The sequence below is a fragment of the Peribacillus sp. NPDC101481 genome (assembly GCF_044767165.1).
GTDB lineage: Bacteria > Bacillota > Bacilli > Bacillales > DSM-1321 > Peribacillus.
In genome coordinates this window covers 1,534,007-1,554,135 of sequence record NZ_JBIWNJ010000001.1, presented here as the reverse complement: position 1 = coordinate 1,554,135, position 20,129 = coordinate 1,534,007, and the positions used below count along the sequence as shown (strand labels likewise).

Below are 20,129 nucleotides of genomic sequence, written 5' to 3'. Positions count from 1 at the left end.
TGCTCGTTTATTGCTGAGCTTTCCAGCTTCCATTTCTTCTTTTATCCCCTGCTCCGGATAATTGTCCATTTTTCTCGTTTTTAACAAGTACTTGAACACCGCCATAATACATGGGGGAAATCTTCTGAATGACTTCATATCCTGAATCTTCCAATTCTGATATTGTTTCATCCGAAAGCCTGGATTCTGTATAAATCTTCTTTCCATCAAAGACGAACCGATTACGGTCGACGATATCCTGAAATGGGCCTTCATTCTCTGTGTAAGAATAAAGAACCTGCATCAATACTTGCGGAATCCTATCACCGCCTGGTGAGCCGATCCCAATCGATTCCTGCCCTGGTTTCTTGAGAATGGTCGGAGCGGTGAAAGTTCTTGACCGTTTATATGCCTCTTGAGAATTCAAGCCGGACCGGAAATTTTTCAATTGATCGTTAAGGAAAAATCCATTCGTATAATCCCCAGATCCGAAAAAGTTACTGAGCGTATTTGTTGTTGAAACGACAGTGCCATACTTGTCCATTATCACAAAGTGTGTCGTACTTTCATGTTCTTCTGAACCATTCGATTCTTTATCGTCCCATTTTTCACTTTTGATCTTATTTTTAAGATTATCCAAATGAATGGGGGAGAGCAATTTTTCCGCTTTAGAGTGACTTATTCCATCTCCAACATGGGTGGACCGATCTTGATAAGCAGTATCCGTGATGCCCCCCAAGACTTTCATATAAGCTGATTTGCTTGAAGTATCACCTAGGTTCATTTCCTCGGCGAGCTTTAACATTTCAAGAACTGTAATTCCTGAAAAGGGCGGAGGGGCGGTAAAAACATCATAACCGGCAAATGCTCCTTGGACCGGCTTACGTTCCTTCACCTCATAGCGTTTTAAATCCATCAAGTCGATATCTGATTCTCTTTTAATATCCCGTGCAATTTCCCCTTTATAAAAACCATCAGGACCTTCCTTTTGAATCTGCTTCAATGTTTCAGCAAGTCTTTCTTGGACGAGAGTTTTGCCTGGTTCAATGGCATCACCATCAGGATAAAAAAGAGAAGTCGCATCGGAAGATATCCTTGGCTGAGCTGCTTCTAAGCGTGATGATAACGATTTGTCGACTTCAAATCCGTCTTCAGCCAGATCTATCGCCGGCTGAAGTAGATCCTCCATCGGTACGCTCCCATACTTATCACTTATAACCTGCATGCCGGCCACTAAGCCTGGAATCCCTGTATCGTGTCTTGAACTTGGGTCTTCCGGAGAGGATTCACGATAATCGATAAAATTGGGATCGCCGGATTCCGGGGCAATCAGCATACCGCCGCCGCCACCCACGCCAGATCCATAAGGTTCAACTACACCTAATACATAGGATACCGCAATGGCGGCATCTGCCGCCGTTCCACCATTTTTTAATATATCCATCCCTACATCTATTGCGATTGGGTTTGAAGAACTGACCCCATATGATTGTTCCGTTTTACTCTCTATCGGATCATTCGTGTCAGAAATAGGGGGTGTCTTCGAACATCCAGCAATATATATGAGTATGCTAATGGGAATGAGCACTTTTCTCGTCATACGGTTAATCATCGATTATTCCCCCTTCTCGTTGAGCTTCCAAGTTGTTTCTCTTTTCACATAGTAGTATCCAATTGATCCTTACTGAATGGGCTGGATGTCCTGTTGTATAGCTTGTGCTGCCTTTTTCTCTTGTGCAGCTTTTTTCCTTTCCTTTGCTTCCTTCGCTGCTTTTGCTTCTTGTTCACGTTGTGCCTTATGGTCGATTACCTTTTTGTGATCCAAGGTAATCTCGATGCGATCCTCTTTTTTCGACCACTGGACCTTTTTACTCGTTTCCTTCGTCAACTGCCGGTAAACACGTGATTTGTCGATTGAAGAGGTAGCTGGCCTTGGTGTTGCTTCTTCAATTTGAAGTGGAACGACATCGATTGTAGCTTTTCCGTCTTCCGCTAAATGGTATTGAACCATGGCCGAATCCTTTGTGCGTGTCCAGCCTTGATCGAATATGAAATTTCCTAAACTATAGAAAATGATTCCATCTTTATAAACATCAAACGATTGAAGCACGTGGGGGTGATGGCCGATGATGATGTCAGCCCCCGCATCGATGATAGCTTTAGCCAAGTCTTCTTGACGAGCGGTGGTTGATGTTGAATACTCTTGTCCCCAGTGCATATTCACCACAACCAAGTCTGCGTTGCCTTGCTTGGCATTCCTTGCTTTGCCGATCATTTCAAATAATAAATCAGGGTTGGAGTTTAATAGTCCGGCTTTATCATTTTTTGACACGGCATCCTTACCGTAAACATCTGTGAAGCCAAGTGTTGCGACACGTACGCCATCAACATCCGCATAGTCGATGCTATTTTTAGCTTCCGCAGTGTTCGATCCAACACCGACATAGTGCATATCTGCACTTTTGAATTCATCAATCGTGTCAAGGAGTCCTTGTTCTTCATAGTCCATCATATGGTTATTTGCCAAAGACATCACAGAGAAGCCAGCATCTTTAACGGCTTCCACACCACTAGTATTGGAGTTTAACCGGATGGGCGTATCTGCTTCCTTGTAGTTAGATACCTCTTCTTTTAAAGCGGTATGTTCATAATTCCCACTGACATAATCTGAATTGGCGAAATATGGCTTCATATACCGGAAGAGGTATTCATACCCGTGCCTTTCCGTCACTTCTTCAACATAACGTCCCATCATCACATCACCGACCATTGTCATAGTCAATGGTTGATCGGATTTTGGAGCGGTTGTTTTCACTTCTTCAGCCCGTCCCATCCAAGTGGTGATGACCAAAGCGATTAGTAATATAGGTAGTATGATTGCAGAGTATTTAAGATTCTTTTTCTTAGTGCGTTTAATAAAGATAAGTGTTTTTTCTTTTGCATTTAAAGTCCGTTTCATTTTTTGCACCTCAGAATAGGTAGTACACGTTCATTAAACCGAAAGTCAAGCCGGATAATAAAAGCGTGCTGCCAAGTGTCAATGGCATTCCTTGTCTTTGAATCGTATTCGCTATCAATCCAGGTACGATTATACCGATTCCCCGAAACTCGAATATTTCAAATGGCATGACGGGGTAGACTAAGTCCAATAGGAGCTTCAAGCAAATCCCGGTCACCATCATGGCTGCGAATTTTCTTCTTCCATATAAAATCACCCATCTTGAAAGACCATGAGTGACGATTAAATAAGTTACGACACTGATGATCAGGATGGTCAGCATGATTTCCCATTGGTCAAATACCAATGCCAAATAACCTGGCACGATAAGTCCTGCGGGTACGACACCCGTTTTTTCTGAAAATATAAGGCTAAGCGTAACTCCTAGCACTAGGGCTACATATAAATCCGATCCAAACATTAAGGTTCCTCCTACTTAACTCGCTTTTTGCTTCGTTTTAGATTTCATGAATGCTTCAATTAATGGTTCCGCTGCACCGTGAATATTCCCGACACCGTAGACGATGCGATTTTTCATCATTGGGCGGAGGCGGGCTACGATTTCTTCAGTTGACCAGTTTTCCAAATCCCAATACTCTTTTGTATCCAATTTACCTTGCTCGAATGCCCGAGTGATCGGTGATGTGGTTTCACCAATGGATATGACGATTTCAGATTTTATGTAAGGCAATACATCTCTAGCAAATTGCTCGGTACGGTCCACACGGTCGGGACGGCAATTCATGATGACGATAGGAGGTTCTGTGCTGTATCCGAATGTATTGACTCGTTCCCAGATGTTCAACGTCGATGACGCGTCATTGGCAGCAAAGCCATTGACAAAGAAAGTTGGCTGGATGGGATCTCCGAATTTGGTGATCCGCATGGCACCTGGATCGGGATGCGCATTCAACATGCCGCGAAATGCTGTTTTTTCATCAATGCCCAAAGCTTCCGCAACGGCCAATGCGAGGGATGCATTATCCGGAAATACCATATAGTCGAATTCGCGTAGAAATTCTTCCGAAATTCTGGAGTTATCTGCAACAATCACTTTTGTGTTGCGTTCTTTGGCAATTTGCTTGAAAAAGTCCAAGTATTCACTTTCGATGGTTATTAAGTGACCATTATAGGGAATGGTAGCGGTGAAGGCTTCAGCAACCTCATCCAAAGTCGGTCCCATGACATCCATATGGTCTTCCAATACATTCACGATGACCCCGATGTTTGCTTGGATCATTTTGTTTTGGAAGATTAGTTGATAGTCAGGCTGTACGGCCATACATTCACAAACCAACGCTTCGGTTCCTAAATCGGCAACTTCTTTAATTACACGCCGTTGTTCTCCTATGTTGGGTCCTTCCGGTCGGCGTACAATCGGTTTTTCCTTGTCGGTAAACCAATAGATCATTCTTGCTGATGTACCGGTTGTTTTACCTACTGTTTTGTACTTAGCTTCCTGGATCACACCTGTAATCAGACGCGTTACAGTCGATTTCCCTCGGATCCCATTCACATTCACACGTACCGGGATGGAGTCGAGACGCTTCTGATGGCGCTTTTGTTCGAAAATGCCATAGCCAAGCAAAAAGATCGCACAAATAAATATTGGTGCCATTTTTTAACCTCTCTTTTTTTAAATATTTGATTTACTGAATACACACTACATGATTTTAAACTTAATAGGCAAGAGTCAATTATTCTATTGCAATATAGTTATTATCAGCTTTTTCAAATAAATGTATATTGGAGTGTAATAGTATCTAATGGGATAAATTGTTTTATGAGTACAAAGATATGGCTGGAAATCAAGGGAATCATCGGTTTATTTACACTAAATTATGGAAAGTTTAATAAAAACCCATTTTGATTAGAATCAAAATAGATTGATGAGCATTTAAACCTAATTCATAATGGCTATATTTGAATAATAATTGTTTTTGAAAAGTGAGGTTTATTACAGTTTGTTAATTGTTTCTACCCATTGTTTGACATAAACGTAACAATTTTTAAGCATTTGTCATTCAATGTGAAATATTGCATCTAACGACTCAATTAGTTGAACTCTTTTGAATATGGACAAAGATGAGTAAAAGAACACATCTCTTTTTTTTGATATTTACCGGTTTTTTCCTTAGGTAATACCCATGGGTCTATCATTGATCTTTTACCTAAAACATGAAATAAAATAAAGTTAACCCATTTTTTAAAAAAATACCTAGTTTCTTCTATAGATATAGTGTTTATAGATGAATGCAAAATAAAAAAGCTCAGAAGCATTTCTGAGCTTTCGGCTTATATATTGCAAATGAATGGAATGGTCACGAATCTCCGTTTATCTGGAGATTTAACGTTGGGGAGTCTTGAGCTGCAGTTTGGGTAGCTGATTATGGAAGGAATCAGGTCAACTGGATTTCTTTCTGTCAGAAATTTCAAGGTTGGAGCCCTTTTTACCGCCATCAATCACATAAAATCTAGGAGTTAATCTCCTTCTTTTTCCTTGATTGTCAGGATTCATCTTCATATAATTTTCGTATTCTTTGCGAAAGAATTCATCGGTTTCCCGTTCCAGTGCTTTTCTTTCGTTAAAATCTGTTATGAATTTGAAAAAACGTTTCATATGAATTCCTCCTTATGGGGTTAAAAGGTCTTGGTTTAATAGTATCATATCATTAGTGAAATTTAACCTTTTTAAAAAATTTGAAGTGGGAATCGTGTTTTTGTGTGAATAAAGTTGTGAATGGCTTGATTCGAGAGAAAGCATGCAATGGAACCTTACTGGGTATATGTTCTCGTGCATGTTGAAAGGAAATGTCGGGATTTGCAGTAGCAGGTATTGGAAGTAATGAATATTTAAGTTAAAATATTCCTTTAATCAATTATACACTAAATATTCTGAAAACAAAGGGAAATATTCACTTCCAGCCACTTCTGATAGATTTGTTTTTTAATGGTTCATTATTGTGTATAGTTATTTATTCCCCGAATATACGAAAATGAAACAACCCTTATAATGGAAGGGAAAAAGCAATTTCCCGCATTCGGGAAATTGCTAGTGTCATAATTGGAACTTCTTAACCTGTTCAGTGAGCAGTTCTGCCGAAGATGCAAGTTCACTGGCATGATTCGTGATTTCATCCATCGAAGAGCTGGATTGCTGAGCGGAGGCGGAGACTTGTTCGATTCCTGCCGCGGACTCTTCAGAAACGGCTGCGATATCTTCGATAGCCTGATTGATTTTTTTGCTATTTGAGGAAATATAGTTCAATTCGTCTGTTATATGCAGTATTTTCATTTCCATATTCCCGACAGAATGATTGATTGTTTCAAAGGTTTGCCCTGTGAGCGTGATTTGTTTCGTGCCTTCATCCACTTGAGTATAACCATCTTCCAGGGAGTGGACGACCGTTTTTGAACCTTTTTGAATGGCGGAGACAATATTGGTGATATCCCCAACGGAGTCTGTGACCTCTTCAGCGAGTTTCCGCACTTCATCGGCGACGACGGCAAAGCCCTTGCCATGTTCACCAGCACGAGCAGCTTCTATGGCTGCATTCAGCGCCAATAGATTAGTTTGATTGGATATATCCTTGATGACCTGCACAAGCTGCGAAATTTGCTGTGATTGAGAATCGAGCCCTTTCACTTGCTCTACGGCATTTTTGACAATCCCATCAATACTTTGCATCTGTTGGACCGAACTGCGCATTAAAGTGGTGCCTTCCTTGGTCAAGGAAAGGATTTCGGTTGAACTGTTAGCTACATCCACCCCTTCTAGGTGGGCAAGCTTAATCCTGCCGGTGAAATCATCCATGATGCGAACCATTTCAGATGCCAGGTTGGCTTGTGACTCCGAACCTTCCGAAAGTTCATACATAGTAGTCGCTATCTGTTTGGTGCCCTGCTGCACTTCATTTGCTGATTGAGTCAGATCTTCGCTTTGGTTGGAAACGGATTGCGAAACAATGAGCATTTTTTCAATCGTATCACGAAGGTCTTTCTGCATTTGATTGGCGGATACCGTTAGTTCGCCCATTTCATCATTTGACTTTTGCTCCAGGGGCTCATGATTCAGCTCTCCTGCAGCCACCATTTTCATCCTATCCCTGATTTTAAGGAGGGGGGTGGTAATGAGGTTGGCGGTAACAACCGCAAGGACAAGGCCGATAAGGACTGCCGCAATGGATATGATGATACTTGTCGTCTTAACCGATTTCCCGCTGGTGATGACGGTTTCACCTGAAGCGACAATCAATTCCTCGCGTTCCGAAGCAAGCTCCTTGAAACCCTCCATAACTTCATTGCTTATTGGCGCCACTTCATTTTCGAGTATCTCTTTAGCGCGTTCTTCATTTCCATTTTCATATTGTGGAAACACCCGGTCTACAATCATCGTGCTCCAATCCACGCTTTTCTCGATTAATTCCTTCGCTTTAACAGAATCGCTTAAGGCAAGAAGATCCTCCTGGATGACCTGGCTTTCTTCGGTATATTGTAAGAACCCTTCTTTATAACTCTCGTCACCATAAAGAATATATGCCCGGGCGTATGCGGTTCTTTGTGCTAGATTGTATAGCAGCTTTTCGTCTTGGATAAGAAGCGGAAGCTCCTTTTCGATGATATCCTGGGAATATACCAGTGACTTGTTGCTGCTGTAGATATTGAATGCTCCTAAGATGACACATAAAGATATGATGAGTGAAAATGCCACCAATACCTTTGCTTTAATGCTTTTCAAATTATTGGACCCCTTTATCGATATTTTATTCACACTGTTTTATCGGATAAATAAAAGGATATTTAAGCAATGAAAAGTTAACCAAATTTTCCATCAGATCCAATGTTCTCTTAATAAAAACATCTTGATTTCTTATCGTTTTCAAGTTACTATTGACTTGGAAAAATATAATATTCCGTGTTAAGGCGGAAGAGGTTCTAGCTACCCTCTCAAAAAAACTAAGGAGAAACAGTGCTCTATTCTTAGGGTGCTGTTTTTTTCCGTAAAAAGGAGTTTTATAGAAATGAAGAAGAAAGAAAAGGCAGTGGTTGTGTTTAGCGGAGGTCAGGACAGTACGACGTGCCTGTTCTGGGCGATGGAGAGATTTGAGGAAGTGGAAGCGGTGACGTTCGATTATAACCAGCGGCATAGCTTGGAAATCGAATGCGCTCAAAACATTGCCAAGGAATTGGGCATAAACCATCATATCCTTGACATGTCGCTGCTGAACCAACTGGCACCAAATGCGCTGACGAGAAGTGATATTGCGGTGGCGGACGGAGAAGAAGGGGAATTGCCGTCGACGTTCGTACCAGGGAGGAATTTGCTGTTCCTTTCGTTTGCCGGAGTGCTGGCGAGTCAGATTGGCGCTAAACATATTGTCACCGGTGTTTGTGAAACGGATTTCAGCGGATATCCGGACTGCCGCGATGTATTCATTAAATCATTGAATGTGACCTTGAACTTGTCGATGGACCAGTCATTCGTCATTGATACGCCGCTAATGTGGCTTAATAAAGAGGAAACATGGGAGCTAGCGGATCAGCTAGGCGCGTTCGATTTTGTGCGCGAAAAGACCCTGACTTGCTATAACGGAATCATCTCCGACGGCTGTGGAGATTGTCCGGCATGTAATCTGCGGAAAAAAGGACTGGATGACTATGTAAGCAGACGGAAGGTGCTTTCATGATGTACGGTTTTACGATAGTTGATAAACTCCAAAAAATAGATGAAGATATTCAGCGCAGCCAATTGAAGTATACAAACAAGAGGGTTCTCGTGAGTAAGGAATTCACCTTTGATGCGGCACACCATCTGCATGATTATGAAGGAAAATGCAAGAACCTGCATGGCCACACGTATAAGGTCATTTTCGGATTAAGCGGGTATACAGATTCACGCGGGTTGATGATAGATTTTGGGGACATCAAGGATATATGGAAAAATGAAATTGAAATCCACCTGGATCACCGTTATTTGAATGAAACCCTGCCGCTCATGAATACAACAGCTGAAAATATGGTTGTCTGGATTTATGAAAAAATGGCCGAATACCTTTCATTAAAAGAATATGAAGGTGCTAGAGTCGAATTTGTTCGACTGTACGAAACGCCGACAAGCTATGCCGAAGCCAGACGGGAGTGGATGGAAAGTGAGTAAACTCCCGGTTATGGAAATATTTGGGCCGACCATCCAAGGGGAGGGAATGGTCATTGGCCAAAAAACCATGTTCGTTCGGACGGCCGGTTGCGATTATTCGTGTGCCTGGTGTGATTCCGCATTTACATGGGATGGCTCCGGTAAGGAAGATACCGTCCAGATGACTGCCGAAGAAATATGGGATGAGCTGAAGCGTATTGGGGGTTCCGCTTTTTCCTTCGTTACGATATCAGGAGGAAACCCGGCTCTGTTGAAAAACCTAAACGGCTTGATAGCGATCTTACATGAAAATAAAATGAAAATAGGTGTCGAAACCCAAGGGAGCCGATGGCAGGATTGGTTTCTCGATATTGATGAACTGACTATTTCACCTAAGCCGCCGAGCTCTGGAATGAACACCGACTTTACGGTGCTCGACAAAATCATCTCGAACCTTGCCAATCGAAATCCTGACAACCATGTCTCATTGAAAATCGTCGTATTTAACGAGGAAGATTATCAATATGCCAAACATGTACATGGGCGTTACCCGGAAATTCCTTTTTATCTGCAGGTCGGCAATGACGACAGCAGGACGGCGGATGATCGTCAATTGATCAGCGGCCTATTGAAGAAGTACGAAGAGTTAATTGATAAAGTGATAACAGATGATGAATTGAATGATGTGAAAGTCCTGCCCCAGCTGCATACCTATATATGGGGTAACAAGCGGGGCGTATAAAGAAAAGAAAGCGGAGGCAGTGTGATGCGTAATCACACTGCCTTTTAAGCTATTACAACCTTTGAATGTGTGTAGCTTTGAAGGATGATGTGTATTTAAGGCCATATCCAAATAAGCGATCCATTCCAATATGCGCAGTCCAAATTAAACCAATCAGCATCAATGCATCAGACTTTAGAAAAATGGCTAGCAAAATCATGAAGATGGACAGAGTATAAGTATGAAATAAGTTATAAACCCTTGCTCCAATCCGATCATTGATCAGGTAGGCCAGCATGGAAACATCAGGCGATAAAATCAATAGAAGGAAAATCCACCAGCTGAATTCATATAACGAATAGATGTAAATCACCGCTAAAAGGACCATGAGTCCTTCAATATGAAGGTATTTCTTTACCATATTAAAACCTCCAATGTTTAATTGACCTATGGTCAATAATATTCAAAAAATTATATGATGTTCCTGATGATATTTTTTACATGAAAATAAGCTAAGCCTTTTACATCTTGATAAGTTAGCTCAGAATTAATATAAAAAGTTATGAATCCGTGAAGAGAAAGAAAAATCGACCATATGGATGCAGGATTCAATTTGTTGTCCGTTAGGTCCGTCAGGGACTGGATGAGCTTTTCATATGTTTTATTAGAATCAAATTGAAGTAACTGCTGAATTTCTTTTTCCTTCGATAAAAACATGATGGAATAATGATTTTGTTGGGTTAGACCGAACTCCAAGAAGCACAATAAAATCTTTTCCATTTTTACAGAAGAATCCTTTTCCGACATGATGATATCATCGATTAAATTATTTAAAACGGAGAAATCCGTTTTTACCAAACTATAAAATATTTCCGCCTTATTTTTAAAATGATAATAAATGGCTCCATGGCTGCAATCCAATGATTTAGCCAATTGCCTCATGGAGACATTAGAATACCCTAACGTTGCAAAAAGGTTTCTAGCTTCATTCAACACCATGTCCCTGGATAATTCTTTACCTGCCGATTTCCTTGGCGACATCTTGTCACCTCCTTATTAATTGACCACTGGTTAATTAGGATGATAGCTCACTGATTTCCAAATGTCAAATATTAGATTGAATAATAAATTCCTGTTTTTAAAGATAAACTTTACCATTTACTGAAGCGGAATTCCACCAGTGTTGCAAAGGGGAGCATTCAGGACATTGCAGCGTTTTTATTTTTAACTTTAATACCCTTATATGGTATTATAAGGATATTATTGGAGATTTGAGGGGATGGATAAATGAAAAAGAAATTCGGTATTTTGGCATCAATTTTCATAGTCTTGACGGCTTTTTTTTATTCAATAAACCGTATAAAGATAAAACAATTCCTGTAGAAGACATTTTTGAAGTGTATCCACGAGAACAGGTAATAATAAATGAAATGGTGATCATAGATGGAGTTGATGAGGACAATCCGAGTGATGTCGATTTGAATGATGAAGAGGAATTGGAAAATTTGGTAAAAAAGCAATATGAGCAAAATCAAAAGGGAGAAAAAAATTTTTGCAGAAAAAAATCAGTGAAATCACCTGTCTGTAATGAGTAAACTAATGGTGGAGGCGGCAGTTATTGATAGTTTCGGATAGTATCTATGGGGAACACATTGTAGAGGGAGTTCTGGAAGGGCTGATAGTAAGTAAACCGGTCCAAAGATTGAAGGGGATACATCAAGGCGGGGCAAGTTATTTAGTTAATGAGAAGTGGGATGTCACACGATTTGACCATTCAATTGGTGTGATGCTTTTAATAAAAGCGCTTGGAGGTTCATTGGAGGAACAAATCGCGGGCTTGCTGCATGACGTATCCCACACTGCATTCTCACATGTAATTGATTTCGTTCTGGATTGTAAGGATGAAGATTATCATGAAAAAATATATGAACAAGTCATTATGGAATCCGAAATCCCATTTATACTGAAGGAATATGGATATGATCGTAAAGTCATTTTTCAATCAAAATGGGAATTGCTTGAACAGCCAGCACCTGAGTTATGTGCCGATCGGGTAGATTATACTCTCCGGGATATGTATCAATATGGACATATCACCATCGAAGCCATTAAAGAATTCCTAGAACATGTAATCATAATAAATGGAAGGATGTATCTGGATAATATTGAATCGGCGGAATGGTTTGTGAAAACGTATTACAGCGAAGTTATTGATTTTTTCATGAACCCACTTAATATATATGGCTATGATATCTTGGCAAAGACCTTAAAAGTGGCTTTAGCAAAAAAACTGATCAGCCTTGATGACTTACTCGGTACAGATGAAGAAGTCATGTGCTTGTTAAGCTTCACTGAAGACCATGAAGTTCAAAACCTATTAAAACGGATCCATGGTAACGTAAAGTTGAAAGAAGATCAAGTGGAATACGATATACATCGGAAAAATAAAATGCGCCTGATAGATCCTTCAGTTATTCAAGGAACCCAATTGGTAATAGCATCCAGTTTATCGGAAAAAGTCAAGAAAATGGGAATTGAAGCCTACAAAAAAGCTTCAAAGGGCATGTATCTAAAAGTGATTTCCGATTGAATTTCGTGTCAAACCATACGGGAAGTTTTTTCTCGGAAACATCTAGGTCTCCTCCCTTAGTTGATTTAGACAATCGACATTAGGAAGGAGCTTGCTTAACGGATGCCTTATCATCTGAACCAGCACCCTTTAATAATTAAAAAACCAATGATGCTCTCAAAGTATTAACGCCATTTTCTAAATAACCCTTTAAACAGGTTAATGTATAAACCCAACCTTCTTTTTGTCCGATCATTTTGTTTATTATTTCAGGGTCGTCCTCACTCAATCCTGATTCGTTTACTTCAATGATTGTACTCGTTTTATCCAACTCTTTTAGTGTAATGGTAACAATCGTTTCTTGATCATTTCCGCCCCACGCAAACACGATTTTCCTATTTTCCTCAACTTCCATTACATTAATGACCACTTCAGCATCGTATTCGTTGTATCTCAATGTAAGTGTCCTGCCTTGTTCCCATCTTTCCGAACTCGATGAGAACCAGAAATTCCTGATTTTTTCAGGATTCACTATGGCTTCAAACACTTCATTAGCTGGCTTGATTATCTTAAATTTCGTGATTATTTGGGTATCCATACTAAAACAACTCTCTTTCGATTTGTTTTTATTTTTTTCCACTATCCCAATCTACTGATATTGACGGCAGTGTCCGTCCAGTTTCAAGCAAGCTCTTCAGGTTACTTAGAATGGCTGGCCATCCATTATTCAAGCCTTCATAGGTATTTTCATCATATACGAAATCTGTCTTCAAAAGCTCCTCATGCCTAAGAATTAACTTCACAGTCGAATCGTCCATTTTCTGTAATTCAAAAGTGACCCGTGTAGGCTGCTCGCGAGGTGTTTCGTCTCCTGCCATGATCCATGTAAACGAGAGCAGGTGCAACGGCTCGCATTTAAGTACATTACCATGATCAGTAATCCGCCCATCTTCCAGCAAATATTTAACGGCTGCCCCTTCTTGCCAGTCAGACTGTACTTGCAATCCAAAGTGATATTTCTTCGTGACTTCACCACTCGTCAAGGCTTCCCAAAGCTTCTCTGGTGTGGTTGCGATATAAATAGGATAGACAAACGTAGTTTTTTTCATAATTCTTTTTCCTCCTCGCCAAATAAGGTATCAAGATCGTAAATGACTCTATCATTGATTTTCGGCTTTCATATACAGGCGGTCAAGCAGTTTTTTGCGACAGAAATCGGCAAAGTCATTGCATTGAAGAAGATTTGAAGTGAATTGCTAATATCGGATTCTCCGTAACATAAAAGGGCCATATGGAAACTTCTTGATTTCCAATCGTTTTCAAGCTACGATAAATGAGGAAAATGATAATCCGCCCGGGCGGAAGAGGTTCTAGCTACCCTCTCAAAAAAACTAAGGAGAACAGTGCTCTTTCTTAGGGTGCTGTTTTTTCTGTATAAGGAGAATTAAGAAATGTTAAGAATTTTATTGTATTTAGTATCCATAATCACGGCGAATGTGGTTACAGCAGCTTTTGCGCCATTACATTTTGGCATGTTCATCATCCCGATGGGGACATTGCTCATCGGGGGAACCTTCATCTTCCGAGATCTGGTCCAGAATAAATTCGGCCGCGCGAAGACCTATATATGTATCGTCACTGCACTTATTTTATCTGCATGTGTATCATTTTTATTAGGGGATACGTTACTGATTGTATTTGCTTCCGCATTATCGTTTGTGGTCGCAGAAACGGCGGACACGGAAATTTATACCCGTTTAAAGCTTCCGATGAGTTGGAGGGTGTTTTACAGCGGGATCGTTGGAGGATTTTTCGATTCGGTGATATTTGTCGTGATTGGCCTAAGTCCACTGGGTGCCAATATATTGCCATGGGAAGCAGTACCCGCTGCGGTCATCGGGCAAATCATCGTTAAAACCATCATACAGTCAATTGGTGCCGTACTGTTGGGACGAATCAACGTAGAACTGGAGAAACGTGTAGTCGCCAGTTAAATGCCAGGAGGGGTGCACTCGATGGAAGGAACCAAAAAGGAAGAAGATAAATGCTATTGCCTCGAGGCCTTTCGTGAAAAATATGGCCCCCATGTTCAAGGGGAATGCATGAAGCTCTCCTGCGCCAATTATCGCAAGCATAAAGGAATTGACAAAAAAGGACCAAATTAGGTCCTTTTTTTTGCGCGTTAACGGAGTAACTCAAGAGTAAACGTGAAAAACTCACGATTAAATAGTGCGAACTAAGTGTGCAGTACGAATTCACGAGTAAAAGTGCAAAATTCACGAGTAAACAGTCCAAACTCACGAGTAAAAGTGCGAAACTCACGAGTAAACAGCGCAAACTCGCGAGTAAACGTGAAAAACTCACGATTAAATAGTGCGAACTAAGTGTGCAGTACGAATTCACGAGTAAACAGCGCAAATTCACGAGTAAACAGTGCGAACTCAAGAGTAATTCACGAATAAACAGTGCGAAATTATGAGTGCAGGACGAATTCACGAGTAAACATCAAAAAAAGCTTCCTGCACCGTTCCATTATTGGGGCTAGGAAGCTTTGTATTTTGTTTAGAATTGCTCTGTGGTTTTCCGAACTAATTTTTCGAGGAAGAAAAAGCATTCTCGCTTCCGTTCAAGTTCGGTTTGTCCATTTTCGGTGACATGATAATATTTCCTGCGGCCTGACTCGGACTCTTTCCAATGGCCTTTTATGAATTCTTTTTTTTCTAACCGTTTCAGGGCGGAGTAGAGGGTGCCTTCACTTATTTGATATTTGCCCATGCTCATTTCCTTCAAGATCTTCGTGATTTCATAGCCGTATAGCTTTTTTTGTGAAAGAAGTGAAAGCAAAAGGAGGTCAATGCTTCCCTTCATTAATTCTTTATCCAAATAAATTCTCCTCCTTTTCATTTCTAAAGTGTAATACGTTGTACATCGTATCACAAGGTGCATTTTACTTTTCTAAAAAAAAATGGTTAAATGACGATTGCTAAATAAATTTAATCATAGTAAAATGTGCTTCGGAACGGATGAGTTGTGAAGAGTGTGGTAAGGATACTATATACATGATTTAATTGTTTTAATGAAAATACGGAATAGGATAGAAGAATCACTACTCAAGGGGTATTAATTGATTTTTTTTCAAAAATCATTTAGATTCTATTTATCAACAAGAGCAAAGAAAGAAGGTCCTAGATAGATGAAAGTGAAAGCACCAGAGCCATTCACATATATTGGTGGAAAGAGAGCTGTTCTTTTACTTCACGGGTTTACCGGAAGTACAGGAGATATGAAGAAATTAGGGAAATACTTGAATGATCTTGACTATACTTGCCACGGACCTCTTTATAGAGGGCATGGAGTATCTGGTGAGGAACTCGTTAAGACTGGTCCAAAGGAATGGTGGGAAGATGTAGTTAATGGCTATAAATTCCTTAAAGAAGAAGGCTATGAAGAAATTGCTGTTGTAGGAATTTCTTTAGGAGGAGTTTTCTCATTAAAAGTGGGAATTGAATTGCCTGTAAAAGGCGTAGTTTCAATGTGCGCTCCGACGCAAGGGAAAAGTATCGATCGACAAAAGAACCGCTTGCTCAATTATGCACAGGCTTATAAGAAGTTTGAGGGCAAAAATGCAGACCAAATTGCTGCAGAAGTGAAGCTGCTGGAAGAAGAGCCTATGCCTCAACTTAAAGATGTGCTGAATATTATAAATGAGACAGGTGAAAATTTAGATTTAATCACATCACCAACGCTTGTTTTACAAGGGCGCTTGGATGATCCTGACTATACGGAGAGTGCTACAGCGATTTTCAATGAAGTCGATACGCAGCATAAACACTTGATATGGTATGAAAATTCAGGTCATATTATCACATTGGGCAAGGAACGTGAACAGGTGTATGAAGATGTGTATAAGTTCTTAAATACACTGAACTGGTCGGAGTAATAAGCGAGTTGATAAATCCCCTTTAAGTTAATATGTGTAAAGCTTGCATTCATAAGTAGGCTTTACACTATACTTGAGGGGGATTTTACTTTGGCTGAAGATTTATTTGTAGAAAAAGACCTTTAAGGCATCATTATTGTCAATGGTTGCCAATAAAATATCGTTCACGTCGGCATTATATGTTATTTTGATTCTGTTTTTCAGCCATGCTTCGTCCTTGCCGCCCCGATTTAATTCTTTAGAATCAATCTTTCCCTCTTTAATAATCGTTTTAGGAAATGTGAAGGCATTTGTTGCTAGGTGCATATCTGCTGGGGTTACCGCTTCATATTGAGGATATAAGAACAATGAAATGGTACCATCTGGTTCCCATAGTGCGAGTGATACTTTTTGAATATCTTTGACTTTTTCTTTTCTTAATTCCGATAATAAAACATCGATCGAAATTCGGGCCCTTGCCAAGCTTTTGTATATGATTTGTCCATTTTCGATAAGGGGAAGGGGATCAGAGTCAAAAAACCTTCGGAGTTTACCCCACTTAAGGCTTGTAAACACACTAATTATATATAAAATGACCAATACACCTGTTGTTATCATTGAGCCCTCCAAACCTAACTGTTCATCAGATAAAGGGTGAGCAAGAATGTTTCCAATAATTAATGCCATTATGAAATCAAGTAACCGTAACTGCGAAATGGACCGTTGTCCCATCAATTTAACCGAAAAAAGTAAGAAGATGAAGGATATAATGGCTCTTAAAGTCCACTGGATTGCAGTAAGAGTTTCCTGGCTATTAAAAAATTCCACAAAAAATTCACGTCCTTATTTCCTTTAAAGGAGATGTAATGGTCAGTAGGATGAATTGAAACAACTGGGAAGCGTATTTAAGACATCTTTAGATGGAACCGTTTATAGTTTAAGCCACCTCCTTCTTAAGTATTACCCAACCTCGGTCCTTCTGAGACTTTCTTAAATGTTTTCAAAAAATTTATATTAATATAACAACTTTAAAACGTATTGTAATTAAAAATAAACTGATTTAAAATGATATCTTTCCTAAGAAATTTATTTAAAAAATATCCTTGTATAATATCAGTGACGATGGTCTGATAGTTTCTACCTGGCAGCCGTAATGCCGGACTACAAGGAAGTATGAATATAGAAGAGATGGACAGGTTCATGTTGGTTCGCTTGTGATCCATATAACATGTTTGAATGGATGCTCTTACTTTTTCACACTTTCTTCCTGCGGCTGAAGGTGTAAAAAGGTGAGGGCTTTTTATATAAAAAAAACGAATGGGAAATGATATAGCCAAAGGGGATGAAAGCATGTATTTCTTATTGAATATATTAGGTGTTTTAGTTGTAATGGGCATCGTTTACCTTTGTTCACCTAATAAAAGGAACGTTAAGTGGAAAGCCATTCTTACCTTGCTGGTTCTAGAATTGCTTATCACATGGTTCATGTTATCGACAAAAATTGGGGCGTGGGTCATTAATCTGATCGCTTCATTCTTCACCTGGTTGATTGAATGTGCGAATGAAGGGATTTCTTTTGTCTTTCCTTCACTTATGGCAAATGAACAAGTGGATTTCTTTTTCAGCGCATTGATGCCAATTATCTTCATTATCACGTTTTTTGATGTTTTATCGTATTTCGGTATACTTACCTGGATCATTGATAAAGTGGGATGGCTCATCTCAAAAGTATCCGGATTGCCAAAACTTGAGAGTTTCTTTTCGATTCAGATGATGTTCCTAGGAAATACTGAGGCACTTGCCGTACTCCGCCTTCAGCTCAGTGCGATTAAGGATCAGCGTCTTTTGACATTTGGAATCATGAGCATGAGCAGCATCAGCGGTTCAATCATTGGAGCCTACCTGTCCATGGTACCGGCAACCTATGTTTTTGTAGCGATACCTTTGAATTGCTTAAATGCCCTGCTGATAGCTAACATGCTGAATCCTGTCGATGTCAGTAAAGAAGAAGACGTCGTTTATGTACCTTCCAAGGAGGAACGTAAAGATTTCTTTTCCACCATTTCCAACAGTATGCTGGTTGGGGCCAAAATGGTCTTCGTTATCATGGCAATGGTTATTGGCTATGTGGCGTTAACGGCCAGCGTAAACGGCATTTTCGGTTTCTTCGTGGATGGATTGACCATTCAAAAGATTTTCTCTGTCATTTTTAGTCCATTTGCATTCTTGCTTGGATTATCTGGACATGATGCCATGTATGTTGCTCAATTGATGGGAATCAAGCTTGCCACAAATGAGTTCGTTGCCTTGCTCGATTTAAAAGATAAAGTCAGTACACTGCCTCCGCATACAGTTGCTGTGGCTGTCACTTATCTGACGTCATTTGCCAACTTCAGTACAGTGGGCATGATTTATGGAACATTCAATTCCATTCTCAATGATGAGAAATCGAACATTATCGGAAGGAATGTTTGGAAGCTGCTGGTTAGCGGGATGGCTGTTTCCTTGCTAAGTGCCATGGTCGTTGGATTATTCGTTTGGTGATTTAACACATGGGCATCCATTTTTATGAATGGGTGCCCTCTTTTATATGAAAAAAGCTGTGCAGGTTTTCCCTTGCACAGCTTTTTCGTTTATTTCGTCAAATAGTTTTCCGTATAATATGGTTTATCTTCCTCATCGAAGGCAACTCCGACACCGAGCGATTCAAAATCCTTCTGTAATTTGTTTTCCCTGTGTCCAATGGAATTCATTAGGCCTTCATGGGCAAAGATACTGCTATTCTGACCGGCAGCCAGGTTTTCCCCAGCCATTCGAAAATTGATTTTGTCATCTTCCATCCGGTCAAAAGGGGATTCTCCTTCAAGGTTTGTATGGTTGAAGTATTGATTAACGGCCATATCTGAACTATGATCCTGTGCAGTGACCTTCACTTGTTTATCCCATGAAAGCACTGAGAGCTCATGATTGACCCGTGAGGCATTGGTCAAATCGAATAATTGATATTCAAAGCCCTTCTTTAATCCAGGACCGGCTTCTGCAAAATAGCCGCTCTTTTGCTTTTCGAGTTTTGCGTCGATGATTTGGATTGCCGTGACTGTATTTTTCTCATGTTTGTCATAAAAAATGGTCACATAGCTATTATCCATTTCAAACATATCGTATTCGCCGCTGTCACTTCGAATTTGGTAATAGACGTTTCCTTTAAGCAGTTTTGTTACAGGCTCCCCCATTTTCCCAGTCACGGTTTCTTTGGGTGTGCCGCGTTTAATGCCCTCCTTTGAGGAAATCAAATCTTGGTTCGTATATAAACCAACAACTTTATTGTTGTTATCATAGGCAACCATGAAGAAGTTTTGATAATTTTCGTGATAGGCGAACCAGTCCACGCCATATTCATTTCGCGTATTCCGTTTTGCTTTACCAGCCAATTTTTCTACATCATCCTTCGTATCGCCAATTTCGATATTACGGACTGAGAAGGATGCATCACCAGGTGCTTCCAGTGCTGGTTTTTTCACTTTTTCCGTTTCCTGCAATTCTTTTTCAGAAGCGGTATCCAATGTTTCCGACAGCGAGCCAATCAGGCTGCTGACTCCAGTACTCAGTTTTTCCAAAGCGGTTGAAACCTCGGGCCCGTTTATAAAGGAACGAACATCTGAAGCAAAGGCACTAACCCCTGCTTTGAATCCAGACTCCTGAATATCTTTACCATATCCATACCATAATCCAGAGAGTAGGAGTATGAGGACCACAATATTAAACAATTTCCGCAAATCGATCACTCCTGCTCTATCCAGGATATAA

22 protein-coding genes and 3 riboswitches are annotated in these 20,129 nt (G+C 40.2%); of the genes, 9 read left to right on the top strand and 13 right to left on the bottom strand.

The window, feature by feature from the left end:
• Positions 1-7 precede the first annotated feature (7 nt).
• From ACIROD_RS07475 to ACIROD_RS07450, 6 genes are all read right to left on the bottom strand, one after another.
• Complete coding sequence (locus tag ACIROD_RS07475; protein ID WP_402939150.1) at positions 8-1,591, bottom strand: gamma-glutamyltransferase family protein; 1,584 nt, start codon at positions 1,589-1,591, stop codon at positions 8-10.
• Positions 1,592-1,660: 69 nt separating this feature from the next.
• A complete protein-coding gene (locus tag ACIROD_RS07470; RefSeq protein ID WP_402939147.1) occupies positions 1,661-2,938 on the bottom strand; it encodes a CapA family protein in 1,278 nt (425 codons plus the stop codon).
• Positions 2,939-2,948: 10 nt separating this feature from the next.
• Positions 2,949-3,398 (bottom strand): poly-gamma-glutamate biosynthesis protein PgsC, encoded by a 450-nt coding sequence (gene pgsC, locus ACIROD_RS07465; RefSeq protein WP_048687555.1) that lies wholly within the window; start codon positions 3,396-3,398, stop codon positions 2,949-2,951.
• A 15-nt stretch (positions 3,399-3,413) separates the two neighbouring features.
• Complete coding sequence (pgsB, locus tag ACIROD_RS07460; RefSeq protein WP_101223059.1) at positions 3,414-4,595, bottom strand: poly-gamma-glutamate synthase PgsB; 1,182 nt, start codon at positions 4,593-4,595, stop codon at positions 3,414-3,416.
• Between the two features lie 786 nt (positions 4,596-5,381).
• Positions 5,382-5,597 carry a hypothetical protein gene (locus ACIROD_RS07455; protein WP_101223058.1) on the bottom strand — a complete coding sequence of 72 codons (216 nt, stop codon included), beginning with the start codon at positions 5,595-5,597 and terminating at the stop codon, positions 5,382-5,384.
• A gap of 438 nt (positions 5,598-6,035) precedes the next feature.
• On the bottom strand, positions 6,036-7,715 hold the full coding sequence (locus ACIROD_RS07450; RefSeq protein WP_402939143.1) for a methyl-accepting chemotaxis protein: 1,680 nt from the start codon (positions 7,713-7,715) through the stop codon (positions 6,036-6,038).
• Between the two features lie 185 nt (positions 7,716-7,900).
• Positions 7,901-7,943, top strand: a riboswitch (PreQ1 riboswitch).
• A 55-nt stretch (positions 7,944-7,998) separates the two neighbouring features.
• Here ACIROD_RS07450 and queC point away from each other — a divergent pair.
• Genes queC through queE form a run of 3 tightly spaced genes read left to right on the top strand, consistent with a single transcriptional unit; the run spans position 7,999 to position 9,855 of the window.
• The gene (gene queC, locus ACIROD_RS07445) at positions 7,999-8,664 is read left to right on the top strand and encodes a 7-cyano-7-deazaguanine synthase QueC (protein ID WP_101223056.1); all 666 of its coding nucleotides are present in this window, start codon (positions 7,999-8,001) and stop codon (positions 8,662-8,664) included.
• Entirely contained in the window at positions 8,664-9,134 is a 471-nt protein-coding gene (gene queD, locus ACIROD_RS07440) for a 6-carboxytetrahydropterin synthase QueD (protein ID WP_402939141.1), read from the top strand. The genes queC and queD overlap by 1 nt, the downstream gene beginning before the upstream one ends.
• Positions 9,127-9,855, top strand: a complete 729-nt coding sequence (queE, locus tag ACIROD_RS07435; RefSeq protein WP_402939139.1) for a 7-carboxy-7-deazaguanine synthase QueE — start codon at positions 9,127-9,129, stop codon at positions 9,853-9,855. Before queD ends, queE begins: the two co-directional genes overlap by 8 nt.
• 52 nt (positions 9,856-9,907) lie before the next feature.
• Here queE and ACIROD_RS07430 read toward each other — a convergent pair whose 3' ends face one another.
• Together ACIROD_RS07430 and ACIROD_RS07425 are read right to left on the bottom strand one after the other, a co-directional pair.
• Positions 9,908-10,255, bottom strand: coding sequence for a DUF4260 domain-containing protein (locus tag ACIROD_RS07430; protein ID WP_101223053.1), 348 nt, complete (start codon positions 10,253-10,255; stop codon positions 9,908-9,910).
• Positions 10,256-10,305: 50 nt separating this feature from the next.
• Positions 10,306-10,875 carry a TetR/AcrR family transcriptional regulator gene (locus ACIROD_RS07425; RefSeq protein WP_101223052.1) on the bottom strand — a complete coding sequence of 190 codons (570 nt, stop codon included), beginning with the start codon at positions 10,873-10,875 and terminating at the stop codon, positions 10,306-10,308.
• Positions 10,876-11,105: 230 nt separating this feature from the next.
• Between ACIROD_RS07425 and ACIROD_RS07420 the strand changes: the two genes are divergently transcribed.
• Together ACIROD_RS07420 and ACIROD_RS07415 are read left to right on the top strand one after the other, a co-directional pair.
• Positions 11,106-11,429 carry a hypothetical protein gene (locus ACIROD_RS07420; RefSeq protein WP_402939133.1) on the top strand — a complete coding sequence of 108 codons (324 nt, stop codon included), beginning with the start codon at positions 11,106-11,108 and terminating at the stop codon, positions 11,427-11,429.
• Positions 11,430-11,452: 23 nt separating this feature from the next.
• Complete coding sequence (locus ACIROD_RS07415) at positions 11,453-12,424, top strand: HD domain-containing protein (protein ID WP_402939130.1); 972 nt, start codon at positions 11,453-11,455, stop codon at positions 12,422-12,424.
• 136 nt (positions 12,425-12,560) lie between these two features.
• Here ACIROD_RS07415 and ACIROD_RS07410 read toward each other — a convergent pair whose 3' ends face one another.
• Positions 12,561-13,001 carry an SRPBCC family protein gene (locus ACIROD_RS07410; protein ID WP_402939127.1) on the bottom strand — a complete coding sequence of 147 codons (441 nt, stop codon included), beginning with the start codon at positions 12,999-13,001 and terminating at the stop codon, positions 12,561-12,563.
• A 28-nt stretch (positions 13,002-13,029) separates the two neighbouring features.
• On the bottom strand, positions 13,030-13,512 hold the full coding sequence (locus tag ACIROD_RS07405; RefSeq protein WP_402939124.1) for an SRPBCC family protein: 483 nt from the start codon (positions 13,510-13,512) through the stop codon (positions 13,030-13,032).
• Between the two features lie 249 nt (positions 13,513-13,761).
• Positions 13,762-13,804: riboswitch (PreQ1 riboswitch) on the top strand.
• 50 nt (positions 13,805-13,854) lie between these two features.
• On the opposite strand from ACIROD_RS07405, the gene ACIROD_RS07400 reads away from it, so the two are divergent.
• Positions 13,855-14,397 (top strand): VUT family protein, encoded by a 543-nt coding sequence (locus ACIROD_RS07400; RefSeq protein ID WP_402939121.1) that lies wholly within the window; start codon positions 13,855-13,857, stop codon positions 14,395-14,397.
• Positions 14,398-14,418: 21 nt separating this feature from the next.
• Positions 14,419-14,568: a hypothetical protein gene (locus ACIROD_RS07395; protein WP_402939118.1), complete on the top strand. Its 150-nt coding sequence runs from the start codon at positions 14,419-14,421 to the stop codon at positions 14,566-14,568.
• 397 nt (positions 14,569-14,965) lie between these two features.
• On the opposite strand, the gene ACIROD_RS07390 is transcribed toward ACIROD_RS07395, so the two are convergent.
• Complete coding sequence (locus ACIROD_RS07390; RefSeq protein ID WP_101223047.1) at positions 14,966-15,286, bottom strand: PadR family transcriptional regulator; 321 nt, start codon at positions 15,284-15,286, stop codon at positions 14,966-14,968.
• A gap of 310 nt (positions 15,287-15,596) precedes the next feature.
• On the opposite strand from ACIROD_RS07390, the gene ACIROD_RS07385 reads away from it, so the two are divergent.
• Complete coding sequence (locus ACIROD_RS07385) at positions 15,597-16,343, top strand: alpha/beta hydrolase (RefSeq protein WP_101223046.1); 747 nt, start codon at positions 15,597-15,599, stop codon at positions 16,341-16,343.
• A gap of 102 nt (positions 16,344-16,445) precedes the next feature.
• Here ACIROD_RS07385 and ACIROD_RS07380 read toward each other — a convergent pair whose 3' ends face one another.
• Positions 16,446-17,150, bottom strand: a complete 705-nt coding sequence (locus ACIROD_RS07380; protein WP_402939113.1) for a DUF421 domain-containing protein — start codon at positions 17,148-17,150, stop codon at positions 16,446-16,448.
• 255 nt (positions 17,151-17,405) lie between these two features.
• Positions 17,406-17,506: riboswitch (purine riboswitch) on the top strand.
• 166 nt (positions 17,507-17,672) lie between these two features.
• On the opposite strand from ACIROD_RS07380, the gene ACIROD_RS07375 reads away from it, so the two are divergent.
• The gene (locus tag ACIROD_RS07375) at positions 17,673-18,866 is read left to right on the top strand and encodes a nucleoside transporter C-terminal domain-containing protein (protein ID WP_101223498.1); all 1,194 of its coding nucleotides are present in this window, start codon (positions 17,673-17,675) and stop codon (positions 18,864-18,866) included.
• A gap of 89 nt (positions 18,867-18,955) precedes the next feature.
• On the opposite strand, the gene ACIROD_RS07370 is transcribed toward ACIROD_RS07375, so the two are convergent.
• Positions 18,956-20,107 carry a CAP domain-containing protein gene (locus ACIROD_RS07370; protein WP_402939110.1) on the bottom strand — a complete coding sequence of 384 codons (1,152 nt, stop codon included), beginning with the start codon at positions 20,105-20,107 and terminating at the stop codon, positions 18,956-18,958.
• Between the last annotated feature and the right edge of the window lie 22 nt (positions 20,108-20,129).

Coding starts and splice junctions, on each gene's coding strand:
- ACIROD_RS07385 (WP_101223046.1), top strand. CDS start 15,597: ATGAAAGTGAAAGCACCAGAGCCATTCACATATATTGGTGGAAAGAGA.
- ACIROD_RS07410 (WP_402939127.1), bottom strand. CDS start 13,001: ATGGATACCCAAATAATCACGAAATTTAAGATAATCAAGCCAGCTAAT.
- ACIROD_RS07375 (WP_101223498.1), top strand. CDS start 17,673: ATGTATTTCTTATTGAATATATTAGGTGTTTTAGTTGTAATGGGCATC.
- ACIROD_RS07455 (WP_101223058.1), bottom strand. CDS start 5,597: ATGAAACGTTTTTTCAAATTCATAACAGATTTTAACGAAAGAAAAGCA.
- ACIROD_RS07470 (WP_402939147.1), bottom strand. CDS start 2,938: ATGAAACGGACTTTAAATGCAAAAGAAAAAACACTTATCTTTATTAAA.
- ACIROD_RS07475 (WP_402939150.1), bottom strand. CDS start 1,591: ATGATTAACCGTATGACGAGAAAAGTGCTCATTCCCATTAGCATACTC.
- queC (WP_101223056.1), top strand. CDS start 7,999: ATGAAGAAGAAAGAAAAGGCAGTGGTTGTGTTTAGCGGAGGTCAGGAC.
- pgsC (WP_048687555.1), bottom strand. CDS start 3,398: ATGTTTGGATCGGATTTATATGTAGCCCTAGTGCTAGGAGTTACGCTT.
- ACIROD_RS07395 (WP_402939118.1), top strand. CDS start 14,419: ATGGAAGGAACCAAAAAGGAAGAAGATAAATGCTATTGCCTCGAGGCC.
- ACIROD_RS07405 (WP_402939124.1), bottom strand. CDS start 13,512: ATGAAAAAAACTACGTTTGTCTATCCTATTTATATCGCAACCACACCA.
- ACIROD_RS07430 (WP_101223053.1), bottom strand. CDS start 10,255: ATGGTAAAGAAATACCTTCATATTGAAGGACTCATGGTCCTTTTAGCG.
- queD (WP_402939141.1), top strand. CDS start 8,664: ATGTACGGTTTTACGATAGTTGATAAACTCCAAAAAATAGATGAAGAT.
- pgsB (WP_101223059.1), bottom strand. CDS start 4,595: ATGGCACCAATATTTATTTGTGCGATCTTTTTGCTTGGCTATGGCATT.
- ACIROD_RS07400 (WP_402939121.1), top strand. CDS start 13,855: ATGTTAAGAATTTTATTGTATTTAGTATCCATAATCACGGCGAATGTG.
- ACIROD_RS07425 (WP_101223052.1), bottom strand. CDS start 10,875: ATGTCGCCAAGGAAATCGGCAGGTAAAGAATTATCCAGGGACATGGTG.